Origin of the sequence: Streptomyces sp. NPDC050674, from assembly GCF_040654575.1 — a bacterium.
Taxonomy (GTDB): domain Bacteria; phylum Actinomycetota; class Actinomycetes; order Streptomycetales; family Streptomycetaceae; genus Streptomyces.
The window spans coordinates 17,263-35,852 of record NZ_JBFAIG010000004.1; the positions used below are offsets into that span (position 1 = coordinate 17,263).

Annotated in this window: 14 protein-coding genes; 6 read left to right on the forward strand and 8 right to left on the reverse strand. The window is 68.8% G+C overall.

Going from position 1 to position 18,590, the window contains the following annotated elements; all coding sequences use genetic code 11:
- Positions 1-70 precede the first annotated feature (70 nt).
- The 5 genes from AB0I06_RS08800 to AB0I06_RS08820 all read right to left on the reverse strand — a co-directional run bounded on the left by AB0I06_RS08800 (position 71) and on the right by AB0I06_RS08820 (position 4,484).
- Positions 71-370: a WXG100 family type VII secretion target gene (locus AB0I06_RS08800; RefSeq protein WP_361873926.1), complete on the reverse strand. Its 300-nt coding sequence runs from the start codon at positions 368-370 to the stop codon at positions 71-73.
- A 97-nt stretch (positions 371-467) separates the two neighbouring features.
- Complete coding sequence (locus AB0I06_RS08805) at positions 468-815, reverse strand: WXG100 family type VII secretion target (RefSeq protein ID WP_053668649.1); 348 nt, start codon at positions 813-815, stop codon at positions 468-470.
- 145 nt (positions 816-960) lie between these two features.
- Positions 961-2,157 (reverse strand): S8 family serine peptidase, encoded by a 1,197-nt coding sequence (locus AB0I06_RS08810; RefSeq protein ID WP_363118324.1) that lies wholly within the window; start codon positions 2,155-2,157, stop codon positions 961-963.
- Positions 2,158-2,271: 114 nt separating this feature from the next.
- Positions 2,272-4,038, reverse strand: coding sequence for a hypothetical protein (locus tag AB0I06_RS08815; RefSeq protein WP_363118061.1), 1,767 nt, complete (start codon positions 4,036-4,038; stop codon positions 2,272-2,274).
- A 2-nt stretch (positions 4,039-4,040) separates the two neighbouring features.
- On the reverse strand, positions 4,041-4,484 hold the full coding sequence (locus AB0I06_RS08820; protein WP_363118062.1) for a DUF2563 family protein: 444 nt from the start codon (positions 4,482-4,484) through the stop codon (positions 4,041-4,043).
- A gap of 454 nt (positions 4,485-4,938) precedes the next feature.
- On the opposite strand from AB0I06_RS08820, the gene AB0I06_RS08825 reads away from it, so the two are divergent.
- The 3 genes from AB0I06_RS08825 (at position 4,939) to AB0I06_RS08835 (ending at position 8,482) form a co-directional block, all read left to right on the forward strand.
- On the forward strand, positions 4,939-5,460 hold the full coding sequence (locus AB0I06_RS08825; protein ID WP_363118063.1) for a hypothetical protein: 522 nt from the start codon (positions 4,939-4,941) through the stop codon (positions 5,458-5,460).
- A 124-nt stretch (positions 5,461-5,584) separates the two neighbouring features.
- The gene (locus AB0I06_RS08830) at positions 5,585-7,900 is read left to right on the forward strand and encodes a hypothetical protein (protein WP_363118064.1); all 2,316 of its coding nucleotides are present in this window, start codon (positions 5,585-5,587) and stop codon (positions 7,898-7,900) included.
- 63 nt (positions 7,901-7,963) lie between these two features.
- Positions 7,964-8,482, forward strand: coding sequence for a ferrous iron transport protein A (locus AB0I06_RS08835; RefSeq protein WP_363118065.1), 519 nt, complete (start codon positions 7,964-7,966; stop codon positions 8,480-8,482).
- Positions 8,483-8,602: 120 nt separating this feature from the next.
- Here the strand turns inward: AB0I06_RS08835 and AB0I06_RS08840 are convergent, their stop codons facing one another.
- From AB0I06_RS08840 to eccB, 3 genes are all read right to left on the reverse strand, one after another.
- Positions 8,603-9,202 (reverse strand): hypothetical protein, encoded by a 600-nt coding sequence (locus AB0I06_RS08840; RefSeq protein ID WP_363118066.1) that lies wholly within the window; start codon positions 9,200-9,202, stop codon positions 8,603-8,605.
- A complete protein-coding gene (gene mycP, locus AB0I06_RS08845) occupies positions 9,196-10,425 on the reverse strand; it encodes a type VII secretion-associated serine protease mycosin (protein ID WP_363118325.1) in 1,230 nt (409 codons plus the stop codon). Before mycP ends, AB0I06_RS08840 begins: the two co-directional genes overlap by 7 nt.
- 71 nt (positions 10,426-10,496) lie before the next feature.
- Positions 10,497-12,023 carry a type VII secretion protein EccB gene (eccB, locus tag AB0I06_RS08850; RefSeq protein ID WP_363118067.1) on the reverse strand — a complete coding sequence of 509 codons (1,527 nt, stop codon included), beginning with the start codon at positions 12,021-12,023 and terminating at the stop codon, positions 10,497-10,499.
- A 321-nt stretch (positions 12,024-12,344) separates the two neighbouring features.
- On the opposite strand from eccB, the gene eccE reads away from it, so the two are divergent.
- The 3 genes from eccE (at position 12,345) to AB0I06_RS08865 (ending at position 18,587) form a co-directional block, all read left to right on the forward strand.
- A complete protein-coding gene (gene eccE / locus AB0I06_RS08855; protein ID WP_363118326.1) occupies positions 12,345-13,559 on the forward strand; it encodes a type VII secretion protein EccE in 1,215 nt (404 codons plus the stop codon).
- 8 nt (positions 13,560-13,567) lie between these two features.
- Complete coding sequence (locus tag AB0I06_RS08860) at positions 13,568-14,368, forward strand: hypothetical protein (protein WP_363118327.1); 801 nt, start codon at positions 13,568-13,570, stop codon at positions 14,366-14,368.
- Between the two features lie 232 nt (positions 14,369-14,600).
- Positions 14,601-18,587 (forward strand): SCO5717 family growth-regulating ATPase, encoded by a 3,987-nt coding sequence (locus AB0I06_RS08865; RefSeq protein ID WP_363118068.1) that lies wholly within the window; start codon positions 14,601-14,603, stop codon positions 18,585-18,587.
- Positions 18,588-18,590 lie beyond the last annotated feature (3 nt).

The window sequence follows — 18,590 nt, forward strand, 5'->3', positions numbered from 1 at the left end:
TCCCACGCACAGCAGGGTGGGCGCCTCCCGTGCGCGCCCACCCTGTGCTCGTCCTGCGACAGCCGTCCTCTTACAGGAAGTAGCTGGCGGCCTTCTTGTCGCCTTCCATGTACGTACCACCCGACTGGCCGACGACGTGGCCGATGCCCGTCAGCGCCTGGTGAATGTCGTTGGCTTCCTTGTCCCAGCGGGCCAGCTTGTCCCCGAAGGTGCCCTGGGCTTGACCCGACCAGTACTGCTTGCTGCTCTCGACCAGCTTGCGGAGCTCCGCCAGGTCCTGCTCCAGTTGCTTCGCCTCGTTGCCGATGTTGGTGGCCGCGAAGTCCAGCGCGTCATAACTTACGGAGAGACCGTCACCGTTACGGCTCATGCCTACCTACCTCGTATCGCTCGTGTGCGGTTGGATGTGGGGTCAACTGTCGTGCTCGATGCCCTGAGGCCGGACCGGAGGCCTCGGTTCGGGCCGCTCACATCGAGTTGAAAGCAGACGGCTGCACCGTAGGAGCACCATCCTGGAGGTTGATGCGGTTGACCGCCGCGCGGACCTCGTCTTCCTTGCTGTCCTTGATGTTGCGCGTGGTCGTCATGGCATCCATGACCTCACCGAGGATGTTGCCGATCTTGGCCAGAGATTCGTTGATCTCGTACTGCTTCCGGTCGAACTCCGCGCGACCGATACCCTGCCACTGGCCTTCGAGGCCGTCGATGACGCCCTGAAGGTTGTGCACCCGCTTGCGGATGCTCTCGTACTTCTCGAACATCTGCTTCTGCAGCTTGACTACTGCTGCATCTTCGAGCTTCTGGTCCATCGCCATGGCCAGCCGTCCCTTCCGCTGTGTGTTGTCTGGTCGATTGGTCCCGCGTCACCTCGAGGTTCGGAGGAGGCGAACGCGGTGTTGAGACCGAGCCGAAGGCCGTGACTCCAGCCCGGTACTCGGTCGGCTCGGGCGGCTGGTCGAGTCACCTCGCGCGGCGCGCCCGCAGTACGGCTGCGCCGGCACCGCCGATTACGATCACTGCGCCTGCGGCGCCCAGTGCGATCCACAGGGTGCCGTTGTCGTGGGCGGCTACTTCCGCGCTCGATCCTGCCGCCGAAGTACCGTCGACTGAACCCTTTTCAGGGGCCTGTGACGCGGCTGATGCAGAAGCGGAGGGGACGGAGGAATCGTTGGCTCTGTCGCTGTTGCTTGCGTCCCGTGCCCCTGCCTTGGCCAGCACGTCACCCCCGTTGATTTTAGCCAGCGGGTCAACGTCCGGTGCGCCGGCGTCATAGTCGGGGTTTGCCAGGACGACTCGCGGACGAACCATTCCATAACCCGCGTACTTGCTGGGTTCATCCTTGGGCCAACCGCGGCTGGCGGTGTCGAGCAGCGCTCGGGTGACCTGGTTGACGGTCCAGTCGGGGTGGGCGGACCAAATGAGGGCGGCAGAGGCGGAGACGAGTGCGGCAGCCTGGCTGGTTCCTGCGGACTTACAGTACGAACGGAACTTTTCGTCGCACCAGGTAGGCACATCCTCGCCGGGCGCTACGAGGTCGGCAAAGCCGTGTGACGACTTCTTCGCGAACTCTGCCACCTCATAGGAGGAGTCGACCGCCCCGACACCGACCACGTAGGGAAGGATCGCCGGCGCGTTGGGTACGCCGTCGTTGCCCACGGAAGCGATGAGCAGCTTGCCCTTCGAAGCCGCGTACTTGACAGCGGCTTTGTCCTCGTCGGAATTCATACCGCCAATGGACATGTTGATGATCTTGGCGTCGCTGTCCGCCGCAGCCCTGAGTGCTTGGTATGTCTGCGGAGTCTTCTCTCTGTCCGCGTTCGACTGGTCAAACGTTTCAACTCGGTAAGGAATGATCCTGGCTCCTGGAGCCAGTCCTCGAAGGCCGCCTCCCTCACCGGTACCGGCGATCAGTTCCGCCATGCTCGTCCCGTGACCGCTGTAGTCGACCGTCGCACGGTAGGCAACCGACTTGGGAACCTCGTCGACCAGTACCTGTCCCTTCAGCGACGGCGTGTTCGCGTTCACCCCGCTGTCGATGACGGCAACTTTGACACCCTTGCCCGTGCTGACCTTCCACATCTGCTCGATTTGCATTGGCTCCAGGTACCACTGCTGCGACCCGCCATCGGCGGCAGTGGCGTTCGGTGCCAGTCCCATTCCCGCGGCAGCCAGGGTGCCGACGATCGCGCCTGTAGCACGCACTCGCCTATCGCACCATGCACCAAGGAATGTCGTCCCTGACTTCATGGCGTTGCCAATCCTCGCTAACAATCAGTTGACGACCGGCGGCACATCGCGCCGGGGCGTGTCGGGCAGATGCGTCTGTTCTTCCTCAACCACATAATCAGGACGCTGTGACCCCTGCGCGTCCCTCTCGTCGCCAGGCTTGCCCTTACCAGGCCGCCGGACCAGTCCAGCGCCACCGTGCGTCATGCCGTTGCGCTCCGCCTGAACAGCGGAGTTACGACCTGCTTGGTTGCCTGTCACAGGCATGTTCCCTGCTGTGGCGCCTCCGCGAGAGGTGCCGCCGGCGCCGGACCTCACACCGGTCTGAGGCGCACCGAAGACACCGCGCTGTCCGGGAGCACCGGTCGACGGCCGGGCGCCGGCATGGGGACCGGCACCGACCACCGTGCCACGAGGAATCTGCTGCCCGCCCTTCGCCACCGCACCGCCAGTGGCCGCGGGTCGTCCGCCGACCACTCCGTTCGCCCGCCCTGCACCAGTGGACGGACCGGTGTTCGTCCGCGGTGCGGTCGTGCCGCCGGGGCGAGGAGTGCCTCCGTGCACGCCCGACTGTCCCATCGGGAACGACCTGGAACCGGAACCGGTTCCCTTGGCAATGGGTTGGCCCGTCGCAGTGGGACGACCCATCTGGTTCGTGGCACCGGGACCGGTACGCCCGTTGGCTGGGGTGATCGGACCGGTCTGAGTACGTCCTCGGGCCGTGACAGGGGTGCGAGGCCCGCTCCCCCCACCCGTGGTCTTGCCGTTGGCCCTCCCCTGGACAATGGGCGCGTAGTTGTCGAAAGTGCTGGGCTGCCCACCCGTGGTAGGGGGTGTTCCGGTGACCGGAGGCATGTTCCCGGTGGCAGGCGTCGTGGTCGGCGGCAGGGTGTCGACGCTGTCGATGGAGGTGCCGACAGCGTCGTCGGGGTACGAGGCCCTGCCCCTGGGGAGGCCCTCGGGGGCCCGTGTGTCCGTCACGCCGTCCACGGTGGAACGGCCTTGGGACTCCGTGGGTGCGTGGTACGTGGTGGCAGCCGCCTTTGCTCCAGGCCCCGCCCCTTCCCCGGCTGCCGCCGAACCACTGTCCGAGGTCTGGGGCGGCATGCCCATGGTCGGCAACGACCGGAACGTCGGAGGACGCTCCTGCAGCACTGAAAGCTGCTGGCTGGAGACCGCGTAGTACGACGCCAACCGATTCATCTGGTTGATTGCCTCTTGCCGGTCCTTCTCCACCTTGACGGCAGCTTCGTACTCGTCCTTCTTCTCAGTCTTCTCGGCCTCGCTGTAGCTCTCGGGGCGCTTGAGGTTTCGCGGGTCACGCTTCGGCATGGCCGCGCGCACTGAGGCCAGGCCCACCGCGGCAGCGGAGATCTGATCACCCGCTTTCCCAGCGAATTCGCTCAATCCGTCCGTGCTCTGGACGAGTGAGCGACCGTACTTCTGGAAGTCAGTACCTGCTTGTCCCTTCCAATTGACGCGTTCGATGCGACCCCTTAGCTCATCCGCTGCCGACTGGATGGCGTCACGCGCATCCCACAGCGCCTTGCCGGACGACTCCAAGTCCTCGGGGGCTGTCTGCTCAACCAGATCGATCATCGCGTTGAGGTCGAGGTCCTTCGCTCCGAAGTCCGTGCTGCCGAAGACGGCCTTGCCCGGTGCGGTGGACCCGACCATCGCCCGCAACGAGTCACTCATGAACCCGGGGAGGAACCCGTTGCCCTTGGAGTGCTCGACATTCCGGGCCACATCGGCGAAGTTGTTCTGGTTGGAGGCACGCTCCAAGTCCTGCTTGTGCTGCTCGTCGCTCATGGTCAGGCCCCCATCCCGGACTCGTCTTCGCGGGTGTACTGACCACTCTTGTCGTCCTGCATCGATTCGAGCTCCCAACGAATCGCCCAGAACCGCCGACGCTGGTCGTCTTCAAGCGTGTCGTAGCCGTTAGCCGCGCCCTTGACCCCGATGGCGATCGCCTCGATGTGCAGATGCAGCGTCTTCGACAGCGCTGTGAGCTTCTCGTGGACGCCGTTGTACTGGGCGTGCAGGCTCTGCGCTTCGGGAAACACACCAGCCCGCCCGTTGCTCAAGGACGACGGCCTGAGCGTCTGCGCTCCCACCTTTGCCGGGCTGCCGGCAGACGCTTCAAGATTGCGAAGCACTGCGTCCACTCGGTCGACAAAGTCCTGCAGCAGTTCCCCACTGACCTCCAGGTCCGCCGCCCTAGCCGCCGACACACCCCCCATGTCCGCTGGAAGCACGACGCTCCTCCCCGTTTCCCCGTGAACATCCGTCGGCCCGATCAGATTCGGACCGACCACTCGCGCGCCATACGATCTCAAGGCGAGCCGCCTCGGACGACGCGTTTACCACTCTAGTCAACCTGCACAACGGGACCAACAGTCGCACGGCTTGCCTCAGTTACGAGCTCGTGTACGCGCCACCGACTGACCCGTTCACCGCTTTGCGAATCGCTCTCCAACCCATCGCGAGTCCCCTGCGATCTTCGCGTCGCCCCCACGGCCAGGCGTCGCGGCTCTGTCAGGCGGGCACCGTCCCGAATCTTCACTGCGGACAATCCGCACACAAAAGACCTGCTCCCTACCCCCACCAAACCCGGTTGCTAGGTTGACCCGTAACCACAGCCCCCGGAACGCAGTCATCCAACCGGCACGAGCTCCGGGAGCCGAGCAGCACGGGGGAAGAGGACGATCCATGGCATGGGATGAGTGGGAGCAGCTCAAGACTCAGGCGGCCGAACAGCACTCCACGCACATGCAGTTGAACCAGCTCGACCCGGGCGACGGATCGCCGGGTACGGCAGGAGGACCGTCGTCGTACGGCGATCTGAAGGTCACCAACGCTTCGCTGACGAAGATCAGCAAATCCGCGCACAGCTTGTACAACGCGCTGTGGGACAAGGCCCGTGTCTCTGTCCCCAGCAGTGACTCCGCGGCCAGTGACTTGTCGAAGCAGGGGTTCGCGCTCGGGGCGGGGCTGCAGCACGTGTCGAACCGGTGGGAGGAACAGCTCAAATCCCTCATGGACGCGTGTGCGCAGATCACGAACCATCTGCAGGTCACGAAGAAGATCCACGCCGGCGACGACAACTTCATCGTGCGCCAGATGAGCAGCATCGACACCTTGGACGCCGGCTTCGACGAGCGGGTGGGGCAGCCGGGCGAGAAGAACCCCGTGTACGGGGAGAAGAAGGACGAGAAGAAGAAGGACGGGTAGCGGCAACCCACGGGACGCCGGTGTGGCTCCCGGCGTACAGCCGGAGACCGGCACACGGCTCACCGACTCGCTCAGCCGCTGCTCGACGCTTCTGAAACTCATGGACTTCTGGGGATAGCGACCGATGAACCTCGAAACTCTGCGCGACGCCAACTTCAAGCTGCTCGACGACGCCGTCACGGACTGGTCGACCCTGGTCAAGCACCTGGAGACGCTGAAAAAGGACGCCGAGGAAGAACTACACCAGGCCGCGAACAAGGCGGACTGGGCGGGTGTGAACGCTCAGGTGTCGAAGGAGTTCATCGGCAAGACTGCGGGTGAGTTCAGCGACGCGCACACGCAGGCGACGACCATCCACAAGATCCTCGAGGACACACGGACAGAGCTGAAGGGCTATCACCAGGAGCTCGTCAACGCGATAGACGGCGGCCGGAAGAACAACCTGACGGTGATCGGCTACGAGGGCGGGTTCACCGTCACCACAAACGTGCCGCCGGAGGGCCGGGCGCAGCAGGACAAGGACAAACAGTCCGAGATCACCACGCTGCGTGATCAGCTCCAGAAGATCCTCGACAAGGCGACCGAGAGCGACAACTCGGCCAAGACCGTCCTGCAGGCCATCGCCGACCAGAGCAAACTCGGCTTCTCGGACGCCTCGTACAAGGACCGGGACAGCGCCGCTGAGGCCGTCAAGCAGGCCGACGAGCTGGCGAAGCTGGCGCGGAAGGACACCAAGGACCTCAGCCCCGAAGAGTTCGACCGGCTCCTCAACGGGCTCAACAAGTACGGCGACGACGATCTGTTCGCCGAACGGTTCGCCACGACGCTCGGTCCGCAGAAAACGCTGGAGTTCTGGACCGGCGTCAACGACCCGCACCGTGGCAACTACGAGCTCGGGCAGGAACGGCGGGAGAAGTTCGACGACCTGCAGCGCAGCCTGGGCACCACGCTCGCCAACGCCACGCAGAGTGATTCGGTCGCGATGACCGAGTGGAAGCGCACGGTGATCGACATCGGCGACAAGCCGATCTACGGCAACAATGGCGGCGGTCCCATGGGCTTCCAGGTCATGAGCAACCTGATGCGGACCGGGGACTATGACGACCAGTTCCTGAAGGACTACGGCAACAAGCTCATGGCCACCGAGCGTAAGCTCACCGGCAACGGCGAGCACCAGAACCTGGCGTGGCAGCACATGGGCGCGGACCCCTGGCTGAACCGCATCGGCGAGGACAGCGGCTCCGACCCCCTCACTGGTTACCTGAAGGGCCTCTCCAACAGCCCGGACGCGGCCACGGACTTCTTCAACCAGGAGTTCATCAACAAGGACGACAAGGACAACCCCTTCGAGCGGGACACCGACGGCAACGGCAAGAACGGCAAGGTCACCCTCTCCAACTTCCAGTACCTCTTCGAGGAGCGGGAGTGGCCGCAGGAGAGCAACCTCAAGGGCGACGATCTCCACACCGGCGAGAACAATCTCGCCCTCGCGCTGGAGGCGGCCACCACGGGTCACCCCGCGGGCCAGATGCCGACCATCGACACGCCGGCTCACACAGCCGATCAGGCCAAACTCATGCAGAGCCTGGTCGCGTCGATCGCGGACGACCCGGAGCGGCTCACCGGCCGTGGCTTCATGACCGACAGCGTCGGACAGATCACTTCCGAGTACCTGCCGGATATCAACCGGTCCATGACCGATGTCGAGCGGGATCCGGACTCGGACAAGTGGCGGGAGGTTGAGAAGCTGTACCCCGTCGCCGGCTCCGAAGCCGTACTGGATCACGCGTCCGTGAGCAAGCTGCTCTTCGCCGTCGGGCAGAACCCGGAAGGATATGCCGCGGTCGAAGTCGGCCAGAAGGCGTATATGGGCAAGCTGCTGGACTACCACCTGAACCCGGACCTGCCGGAGGCCCAACGGCTCTCCGACGACGAGGAACTCGTCGTCCGGCAGATCGCCGGAAGGTCCGGCGAGGTGTCCGGCACTCTCGCGCTGGGCGCACAGGAGTACATCGGCCAGGAGGCCTCGGACAAGGACAAGGAATACGAGCACGCCGTCGCCCAGAAGAAGAACATCATCTCCGGCACGGTCGGCACCGTGGTCGGCGTCGGTACGTCCTTCGTCGCAACGCCATGGGTGGGGGCCGCGGTCGGCGGCGCAGCTGGCACCGTCACCAGCACCGTCCTGGAATCGGTGTTCAAGGACGCAGAGGGCCACGCCATGGACCAGGCGCAGCAGACGGGCGGCGAGTACTGGCAGGAAGGCCTGACACGAAACCTGACCATCACGGAGGACGCCGCCCGGACTGCGGCGGACAAGCACCACACGATGGACACGAGCGATGCCGGCATCACCGCCCGTGAGGCGGCACGCCAGGGTTACATCAACGCACGCGCCATTGTGAATGGACAGGCGCCCGGTACCATCGCCGCCTTCTGATCATTGCGGCTCGACGAAGGGGATCTTGTGAGTGTTCGCCCTGCGCCGTCGCGACAGCGAGGCATGGTTGTCGTGTCAGGGATCGCCGTCCTTGTCACCGTGCTGTCAGGATGTGGCGGTGACGAGTCCGGACGCGACTTCGCGATCCCGAAGGATCTTTGCGGAGTCGCTGTTGACTCCGATGAACTGGGCCCGTTCCTCCCGAGCGGCAAGGAGATCACCGTGCGGGACAAGTCCGGTGGCGGGACGACGGTGTGCGAGGTCGTCGTGGATGACGAACTGGCTCTGAGGGCTACCCAGGCGTGGGTGGAAGAGGGCAAGACCACCGCGTACTTCGCCTCCAGCCAGACGCTCACGGCCCCTGAGGAGTCGGCGGAGGGCGATCGGTTCCGGTACTCGGGTAACGAGGCCTTCGGAAAGACGAAGGGCTGCGTTGACGAGCAGCACGGCCAGGAGCTCTACACAGCGGTTCAGGCCCAAGGCTCGGACCACAAGGATGCCGATGCGATGAAAAGGCTGATCACCGCCTACACGAGTAAGGTCGAAGACGCGGCCATGTGCGAAGCGGACGGCTCGGAGTGATTGATTTCGGTCGAGGCGCGCCGTTCACACCGGCAGGCGCTCTTAAGCGAACGCGCCGAGTAGGCACAGGGCGGGAAGACTCATTCCGCCGCTGCGGACGACGTAGCCTGACGAGTCACGTCAGCAGGCGCCCTCCCGCGACGTCACCGCGAGTCGGTAACCCAGCTGAGTCCAGGTATCCGCGTCGAGCCCTGGCGGCGTGTAGTCGTCCTTCTTAGAGCGCACGCGCTCGATGTGGACGCAGAACTCGGCGTCGGCGCCGTTCGCGGAGACGGTGAAGTACGCGTCGGCGTCCGTGTTGCCGTCGGCAGCTGAGGCGGCGACGCCGTCCTGTGGGGCATCGCCGCCGCCGTTCTCGACGACCTCGTTCTCGATGAGCGTGTCGTAGTCGTGGAAGTGGACTACAGGTTCGCCCGAGTCGTCGACCCGGTACAGCAACCCGTCGAGCTCGTACGCGGCCTGTTCCACGGCGCTCTTCAGCTCGCCGTCGCTCCACTTGGAGCCGTCCTCGATGCCGAGGCCTCGAAAGCCCATCACTGCACAGACCGCTGCCGTGCCTATGAGAGCGATGCGGGCGGTGACGAACGCCGCGTCCGGGACCTCCGGCGCGGACGGGTTCAAGGACTCGCGCCAGGAACGGACCCGCTGCGCCTTCACGCAGGCCATGAGGATCAGCAGAGCCGCCAACACAAAGAGGATGATCGACAGCTGCGTCAGCATGCTGGTCCCCCCATGCCTCTCCGCCGACGCCGCGCATCCCGCACCGCCACCGCCGTCCCGCTCAGCCCCACTGCCAGGACGAGGCCTCCGACCACGACGTAGGTGCCGAGGCGGGTGTTGCGTTCCTCCGGTGTTTCGCCGAAGTGGACGGGGGGCACCGAGGGAGCTTCGGCGCCGACCGGGTTCTGTTCGGGGCGGGGGGACTCGGCGGGGTGGGCCGGGTCGATGTCGGTGAGGGCCTTGACCGGGTCGACCACGCCCCAGCCGACGAGGATGTCGTGGCCGGGGATCGTGCGTTCCGCGGTCTGTTCGATCTGGGCGACGATCTGCCGGGCCGTCCACTTGGGATACTTGGCCTTCAGCAGGGCGGCTACGCCCGCGACATACGGGGCCGAGAAGCTGGTGCCGTTGTCGGAGCAGTGGCCGTCGCCGGGGACGGTGGAGATCATGTCAACGCCGGGTGCGGCGACCCCCACAAAGCTGCCGGACTGGGAGAAGGGGGCACGCTCGTTGTTGCGGTCCGAGGAGGCCACGGCGAGGACGCCCTGGTACGAAGCGGGGTAAGTGACCTTGACGTTGCCGCCGAGCCCGTCGTTGCCGGCCGAGGCGACGATGACCACCTGCCGGCCGAGGGCGTAATTCACCGCCTGTTCCAGCTCCTCGGCCGGTTTCACGGCGTTGGCTGTGTCCTGGGAGATGTTGATGACGTCCGCGCCCACGTTCACTGCGTGGCGGATGGACTGTGCCAGAGTGAGCGCCGTGCCGTTACCCTCCGCGTCGTTCTGCTTGATCGGGATGATCGTGGCCTCGGGGGCCAGGCCCACGAAGCCGGTCCCCTTCACTGGGCGTGCGGCGATGATGCCGGCCACGCGGGTGCCGTGGCCGACGGTGTCCGTCGTTCCGCTCGCGTTGCCGCGCTCGATCTTCTCGCCCTTCTTGTTCTTCTCGGGGAGGAAGTTCTTGCCCTTCGACACGTCGACGGCCTCGGTGAGCTGGGGGTTCCTGACGTCGACACCGGTGTCGACGACGGCGACCCGGATCCCTTCGCCCTTCGTCTGTGCCCACAGCTCGTCAAGGTTGATGCGTTGCAGCGACCAGGGGCGGCCCTCGTACCTCTTCGAGGGGAAGGTGCACTGGCCACTGTCGTCCGCCCGTGCCTCGGGGGCTGGGAGGGCTGGTCGGGTCGTAGCGGTGAGGGCCGTCGTGGCGAGCAGCGTCACCATCAGCGAGCGGCTCCTGGTTCTCATGTCGCCTGCTTTCGGCATCAGTTCGCTCTCCTACCGAATGCCCGCGGCTACGAGCCCTGCGGCTGGCGCGCCGCCGACTCGGACAGGCGGGGGCCCGTCGGCAGGAACCTCGACCAGGCCAGAGGGACGGGGGCCGGGTCGACCTTCTCGTAGCCCAGCCTGGTCTGCGCGATCTTTGCCTCGGTCAGCGCTTGCTCGCGCTGCTCCTTGGACGTGCCGATGCCCTTGTCCTCGGTGGCGCTGTCGCTGTTGGACTGCAGGGCGTAGCGCAGGCCGGTGTCGGTGACCAGGAAGACACTGCCCGCCTTGGTTTCGGTGCCCTGGAACTGGCGGTAGAGCTGTCCGGAGCCGGCAGTGACGTAGGCGCTGGAGGAGCCGGTGGGCAGCGACGCGGGGAAGTCGGTGCCGACCCAGGTGGACAGGGTGGTCGTGCCGTCCTTCGCGTCGACCGAGCGCAGGACGTTGCAGACGGTGTTGCGGCCGGTAGTGGCGCTCGTGCCGTTGTTGACGGTCCTCGGCTTGTACGTCGGCCACTTCTTCTCGCCGCGGAAGGTGGTGCTGTCGACCACCGCGCCGGGGGCTACCTGTCGTGCCTCGCCGGTCTGCCCGACAGCGACGAGCTTGCCGCTGTTCAGCAGGAGGGTGGCGGTGAACTCGCTGATCCGGGCGACCTCGCCGGGGAGGACGACGTAGTACTGCATGCGCGTGCCGTCGTAGGCTTTGATGACCATGCCGACCTTGTCGTACTCGCCGAGGCGGTCGGACGCGCCGGCCTCGGCGCCGGGGGTGCCGTCGATCGAGGGGATGGCCAGGGGGTCGCCCTTGTGCAGGGTGTCCAGCCAGTCCTGGGAGACGCGCTGCGGGGCACGGCCCTGGGTGTCGAGGGCTTTGAGCAGTTCCTTGTCGGTGGGGTCGACGAGCGGGTAGGCCCAGCCGCGGTCGTCGACGACGTACTGCGTCTTGCCGTCCGGACCGACGACGTACATCAGGTCGCTCCCGGAGAGCTTGTGGCGGCCCTCCATCCTGGTCCACTCCTTCTCGGCGAGGACGAACGCCGCCTTCTGAATGGCCCGTCCGCCGTCGCTTGGGCGCTCGCAGACCGCCCAGCGCTTGGTGGCCTCCGCCTCATCGGCGGAGGGTAGCCGGTCGGGGGCGTACGGGATGCCGAGGGTGGCGCCATGCGGGGGTTTGCCGCTGTCGAGGACCTTCTCGTCGACCGTGATGATGCTGTTCTTGTCGGGCTTCAGCAGCAGTTTCGCCGAAGCCATATTGAGCACCGGATGCAGCTGCTTCTGGCCCTTCGTCTCCAGGACGACGTATCGCGTCGTCGAGTCGCTGGCGACGATGACGTGTTCGTTCGGGGTGTCCCAGCCTCTCGGAGCGGTGGGGCTGAAGAGCCCTATGGCGCCGAACACCGCGAGGATCACCACAGCGACCACCACACCCGGCCATACCGCGCTCAGCGGCTTCGGCGCGCCCTCTTCGGAACCCGACGGCGACGGGCGCAGAAACGAAGCGAGTGTGCGCCGCTTCGCGAAGGTGTAGGCGTTGAGTTCATCGCGGCGTGATGCCATCTGTGTCCGCTCTCTCCCCGTTGCGGAGCCCTGGGGACGGTGATGGTGACCGTCGCCCGCCCGTGGTTGCCTCTGGTGCCTCGGTTGTCAGACCCGGCCCCTACTATGCCTGTTGCGTGGCCGTGCGTGTGTCAGGGGCAGTGCGCTCAGGACTAGCAGGAGCGTGTGGGCAGAGGCATTCGGGACATATTCGGGGGGTTTGCGGTGACGGCTTCCGCGCGGCGGACACAATCGCGATCGCAATCGAGGTCACGTTCGGGCAGCGCCGGTCGGGCGGCGCCCAGTGGTGGCGCCGCGGCGTCTGGCGCTGTCACGCCGCACCTGAGGGCACGTTCGGGGCGCGGACGTTCCTTCGTTGTGCAGCGGCTGGTGTTGCTCGAACTGGCTGCGGCACTCGTCCTGTGCGGCTGGGCGATCGGGACATACGCGCTCGTTCCGGCCGCCGTCGTGGCCGTGATCCTCGTGGTGCTCGCGCTGGTGCGGCGCCGGGGACGCGCCCTCCCCGAGTGGCTGGCCGGCGTGCAGGCCCTGCGCTCCCGCCGCCGCAGGGCCGCCAGCAGCCCAGTGCCGCCGGGCACAGACCCGGGGCTGGCCCCCGCCGTCGAGTGCGACCCGAGCCTGCGCACCTACAGCTACAGTCGCGGCAACGACCGTGACCAGCGGCCCGTCGGCATGGTCGGTGACGGCGGCTTCCTCACCGCGGTCCTCCAGGTCGAGGCGGACTTCGGGGCGCTACGCGCGGAGCGTGGCCGCCGCCCACTCCCCCTGGCTCTGGTGCGGGACACACTGGATGTCGACGGAATCCACCTGGAGTCCGCGCAGATCGTGGTGCACACCCAGCCCGCGCCCGCGCCGCACCTGCCCCAGCAATCGGTCGTCGTGACCAACTACACACAGCTCCAGGGACACACGGCCTCTCCGGCCGTCCGCATCATGTGGATCGCACTGAAACTGGACCCGGAGTTGTGCCCGGAGGCGGTGGCTGCCCGCGGCGGCGGGCTCGCCGGGGCGCAGAAGAGCCTGGTGCGGTCGGCGGAGCATCTGGCGAGCCGGCTGACGGGCGCCGGGTTCCGGGTGAGCGTGCTCACCGAGGAGGAGGTGACCTCTGCCATCGCCACCTCCGCCTGCGCCAACCCGATGGTGACCACTCAGGCCGGGCAGAGTGAGGCGCCTCGGCGGCGCACCGAGGAGACCAGTCGCAGCTGGCGGTGCGACAACCGCAGACACACCACGTATTGGGTGCGCCGCTGGCCCTCTCTCGGCGGCTCCGGTATCGGTCTGCCGCAACTGGTCGCGCAGTTGACCGCGGTGCCCGCCCTGGCGACGACGCTCAGCCTGACGCTTGCCCGGGGCGGAAAAAAGGAGGTGTCCCTTACTGGGCATGTACGGGTCACCGGGCGCAGCAGCACAGAGCTTGCCGCGTCACGGCGCGAGTTGGAACGCGTGGCACGGCAGGCGCAGACCGGACTCGCCCGACTCGACCGGGAGCAATTGCCCGGAGTCCTGGCCACGCTGCCGCTCGGAGGTGCCCGCTGATGGCCGCCATGACAACACCGCCCTCGTCCGCCAACTCCCCCACAGCCCCCGTTCCGGATCCAGCCGGGCCGTCCCGGACCCGCTCAGAGGGCGGCGGCCTGGCAGTGCGCCTGCGCACCGGCTTCGGGCTGCTCGGCCCACGCCGCCCGCGGCACACGCTGCCGGTAGACCAGCTCGACGCGTTGTCGCTGCCCATCGGTGACGACGGCGTGGTCGTGGGCGTCACCCCCGAGGGCCAGCCCGCCGTGCTCGGAGTGAACCGCCCAACGCCGTACGACGTGCTGCTGATCGGCGGTCTGTGGACGGCCCAGGTGCTCGCGCTGCGCGCCGCGGCGACGGGCGCGCGGGTCGCCGTCGAGACCGGTCGTGCCCAGCACTGGTCGCGGATCGTCCAGGCAGTGGGCGGCGGCCAGTCCGGGATGACGGTGTACGACGTGGGCCGGGTCCCTCCGCTCGGCGCCTCTGCTGGCAGCCCGGTCCTGGTCATTCGGGACTGCGGTATGCGGCCGCCGCGCGGACGCGTGGTGTCGGCGCCCTGGCAGTCGGTGCTCACCCTGCTGCCGTATCTCAGCCCGGTGGCACCCCGGTTGATGCGTCAGGCCCGGCTCACCGGAGTGCAGCGGGTGTCGCCCGATGAGGCGGCCGAGATCGGTCGCGTGATCGGCCTGCCGCGCACCGAGTACGAACCGCTGCCGACCCTCGCCGACGGTGTGACTCTGTGGTGTACCGACAGTGACCGCCAGTACGTCATGACGCAGCCCACGGACGCCGAGATCGGTCTGCTGGGTGCGGCCCGGCGGATGGACTGACCGCGAACCCGCTCCGGGGTTCCGCCGACTTTGTGTCGGACGCACATCAGGCGGGCGGACGCGCCTGCCGTGTCCGCCACTTTCTTGATTAGGCTGGGGTGGGGGACGAGGCGATGACCCAACAGGGTGACGCGATATCGGGGGTGGCCCAGGGGTAGCCCGCTGATTCGTGCGACAGCAATGGTCGCCCCAGCACGGCACGAGGGTGCTCGACCACACCAGGAGGAACACTGTGAGCAGCGATCGGGACGGGATGCGCGGGGGCTGGGCGACACCCGGCGATGACCAGCCCGACGCGGAGTCCGCGGCAGAGGTGACGGGCGAGTTCACCATCGACTACGCGCCGCCCGCCTGGTACACGCAGAACGCCTCCGGGAGTTCGGCCTCGGGGCAGGGGGCGGGAGCTTCCGCGGACTCCAGTGCCTCGGGGGCGCCCGGTTCCGGGCCGGGGGCCTCCCATGCGCCCGGGAACTCCGGGGCAGCCGGAGCTGCCGGGACGCCTGGAGGTTCCCCCGTGCCGAAGGGTCCGATGCCGCCGCTGCCCGGGCTCACTCCGCCGCCGCACGCCAACCCTTCCGGGGGACCCTCGTCTCTTCCGACGTCGCTGCCGGGGCAGAGGAGCTCCGCACCGGCTCCGGCGCCCGGGGCGCCCTTCACTCCTCCCGCGCCGGCGCCCGCTCCGGGTGCTCCGTTCACGCCGCCGGCGCCCGCGCCCGGTGCGCCCTTCGTGCCGCCGGCCCCGCCCGCGCCTTCCTCGCAGAGCCCCTCCGCCGTGCCGCGGCTTCCGATGGGCAGCGGCTTCGAGCCGCAGGCGCCGCAGCCCGGAGCACAGCCGCAGGGGCAGCCCGAGGCCCCGGCGGGCGGCGCGGCCTCTCCTACGGCCGTGCCGCACATCCCCGCCGGCGGGTACCAGGGCCAGTGGACTCCGCCGGCTCCGCCGCAGGCGGCCCCGGTCACGCCGGAGGTTCCGGAGGTTCCGGCCACTCCCGCTGCTCCGCCTGCTCCCCCGGCGCCTCCTGCCGCCCCGGTCGCCGAGGAGGCGGATGCCGGGAACGGTGACCTGGAGAGCGGTGCCACCATGCGTTTCTCCGCCGTCGCCCTGAAGCGCGAGATCGAGGAGCGGGCCGCCGCGGAGGCGGTTCCCCCGTCCGACGTGCCCGGCACTCCCGATGCCCCTGAGGGGGCGGGTGCCCAAGGCGAGGGTGACGTCGAGGCGGAGGCCGCTGACGAGACCGGCGACGAGGTTCGCGCCGATGACGCACGGGAGCACGACCTCGACGCGGAGGCCGACGACGACTCCGACGCGGTCTCCGAATACGCCCTGGACGCGGACGCCTTCGTGGAGGTGCCGTCGGACGACGAAGCCGAGTCGGAGGAAACCCGGCCTGAGGGCGAGGACATCGCGCCCGTGGTCATCGAGCCGCCTGTCGTCGCGGTCGGCGACAGCGAGGCCGACGGCGCCGAGGACCCGGACGGGGCGCCCGCCGACAACGCCCGCGCGGAGGAAACGGAGCCCACGGAGGCCGAGCTCAACGACGCACAGCCTGCCGACGCCGAGCCCGCGGACACCGAGGCGGAGAACGCCGCGTCCAAGGAGGCCGGCTCGCGGGACGCCGCGTCGGACGCCGACGAGCCCGACGTCGTCCAGCCCGGTAACGTCCGGCCCGGTGATGTCCGGCCCGGTGACGTCCGGCCCGAGCCTGAGGACGCCGTACCGGCCAACGCCGAGCAGGGGCCTCAGGACGCGGTGGCGGATGCCGCCGAGCCCGCCGACGCGCCCCCCGCAGACCTCCCGACCACCGAGAGCGGGCCGCAGGACGCCGTGCCGGCCGCCCCGGCGCCCGAGACCTCGCAGCACACGCCGTCCGGCTCGGTCCCCCCGCTCCCCCAGGGCGTTCCGCCGCTGCCTCCGTCGTACCAGCCTGCCGCCCCGACGCCCGCCAACCAGTGGCCCGCACAGCCGCAGCAGCAGCCGCATGGACAGCCGCATGCACAGCCCGCGGACCCGAACGCGCCTGGCCTGCCGCAGCCGACGGCGGCGCAGGGCCAGCCGCCCATGCAGCCGCAGCCCTCGGTTCCCGTCCAGCAGCCGCCGTTCCACCCGCAGGCGCCGCAGCCCGCGCCCGCCGCGTGGAACCAGCCGCCCGCCCAGCCCGCACCGCAGCCGGGCTACGGCTTCCCGCACCCGGGGGCTCAGCCCCCGGCCGCGCCGGATGCCCAGGGCGGTTACGGCTTCCCGCACCCCGGTGTCCCTGCGCAGCCGCAGCCCCCGGCCCCGGTCCAGCAGCCGGACGGCGCGCCCACGCCCCCCGCGCGGGACGGGTACGGCTTCCCGCAGCAGGGCGCCTCCGCCCCGGCACCCCAGCAGCCCCCGGCCCAGCAGCCCGGCACCCCGGCCGCCCCCGCGCCCACTCCGGCTCCGGCTCCGGCTCCGCAGGACGGCTACGGCTTCCCCCAGCCGGGCGCCCCCGCCCAGGCCTCTCCCGGCCCCCAGGGCGGTTACGGCTTCCCCCAGCCGCACGCCCAGCAGCCGCACCCCGGTGTGCCCCCGCAGGCCCAGCCGCAGCCCGGGGCACAGCCCCCGCACGCCGCACAGCCCGGCCAGCCCGGTCAGCCGGGTCACCCAGGTCAGCCTGGCCAGCCTCCGCAGCCCGTGGACCCCCGCACCGGGGCTGCCTGGCCGCAGCCCATGCAGCACGACCAGCGGCAGCCCACCAACCCCGGCGCCGCGCCGCTCGGTTACACCGCTGCCGTGGAGCTGTCGTCCGACCGGCTGCTCAACAGCAAGAAGCAGAGGGCGAAGAGCAGCCGTCCGGTGGCCGGTGGCGGCCGGTTCAAGATCGGCGGGAAGAAGGAGGAGGCCGAGCGGCAGCGGAAGCTCGACCTGATCCGCACACCCGTGCTGTCCTGCTACCGGATCGCGGTGATCAGCCTCAAGGGCGGTGTCGGCAAGACGACCACGACCACCGCGCTCGGCTCCACGCTCGCCACCGAGCGGCAGGACAAGATCCTCGCGATCGACGCGAACCCGGACGCGGGCACCCTCGGGCGCCGGGTGCGGCGGGAGACGGGCGCCACCATCCGGGACCTCGTCCAGGCGATCCCGTACCTCAACTCGTACATGGACATCCGCCGGTTCACCTCGCAGGCGCCCTCCGGTCTGGAGATCATCGCCAACGACGTCGACCCGGCCGTGTCCACGACCTTCAACGACGAGGACTACCGGCGCGCGATCGACGTTCTGGGCAAGCAGTACCCGGTGATCCTCACCGACTCCGGTACCGGTCTGCTCTACAGCGCCATGCGCGGTGTGCTGGACCTCGCCGACCAGCTCATCATCATCTCGACGCCGTCCGTGGACGGGGCGAGCAGTGCGAGCACGACCCTGGACTGGCTGTCCGCTCACGGGTACGCCGACCTCGTCTCGCGGTCCATCACGGTCATCTCCGGGGTCCGTGAGACGGGCAAGATGATCAAGGTCGAGGACATCGTGACGCACTTCGAGACGCGCTGCCGGGGCGTCATCGTCGTGCCGTTCGACGAGCACCTCGCCGCCGGTGCCGAGGTCGACCTCGACATGATGCGGCCCAAGGTGCGCGAGGCGTACTTCAACCTCGCGGCCATGGTCGCCGAGGACTTCGTCCGCCATCAGCAGTCGCACGGCCTGTGGACCTCGGACGGAAACCCCCCGCCGGTCGCGGCCCCGCCGCTGCCGGGCCAGGCCGTGCCCGGTCAAGCCATGCCGGGGCAGCCCGTGCCCGGTCAGCCGTACGCCCAGCCGGGGCAGCCCCCGTACCCCGGCCAGCAGCAGCCGGCCCCCGGCCAGCCGGGCCCGTACCCGCAGCAGCCGCAGCCGCAGCCCGGCCAGCCGTACGCCCAGCCCGGGCAGCCTTATCCGCAGCCCGGCCAGCCCTACGCCCTGCCGGGACAGCCCCCGGCCCAGCCCGGGCAGCCCTACCCGCAGGCCGGCGTCCCGCAGCCCCAGCCGCAGCCGCAGCCGGGGCAGCCCGGTCCGCAGCCGGCTCCGCAGCCCGGCCAGCCGTCGGCGCAGCCGGGGCAGCCGTACCCCATGCCCGGACAGCCCCCGGCCGTTCCCCCGCAGCCCGGCTACGGCTACCCCCAGCCCGACGGACAGCCCCCGGCCGCTCCCCCGCAACCCGGCTACGGCTACCCCCAGCCCGACGGGCAGACCCCGCCGCCCCCGCCCCCGACGCAGTAATCG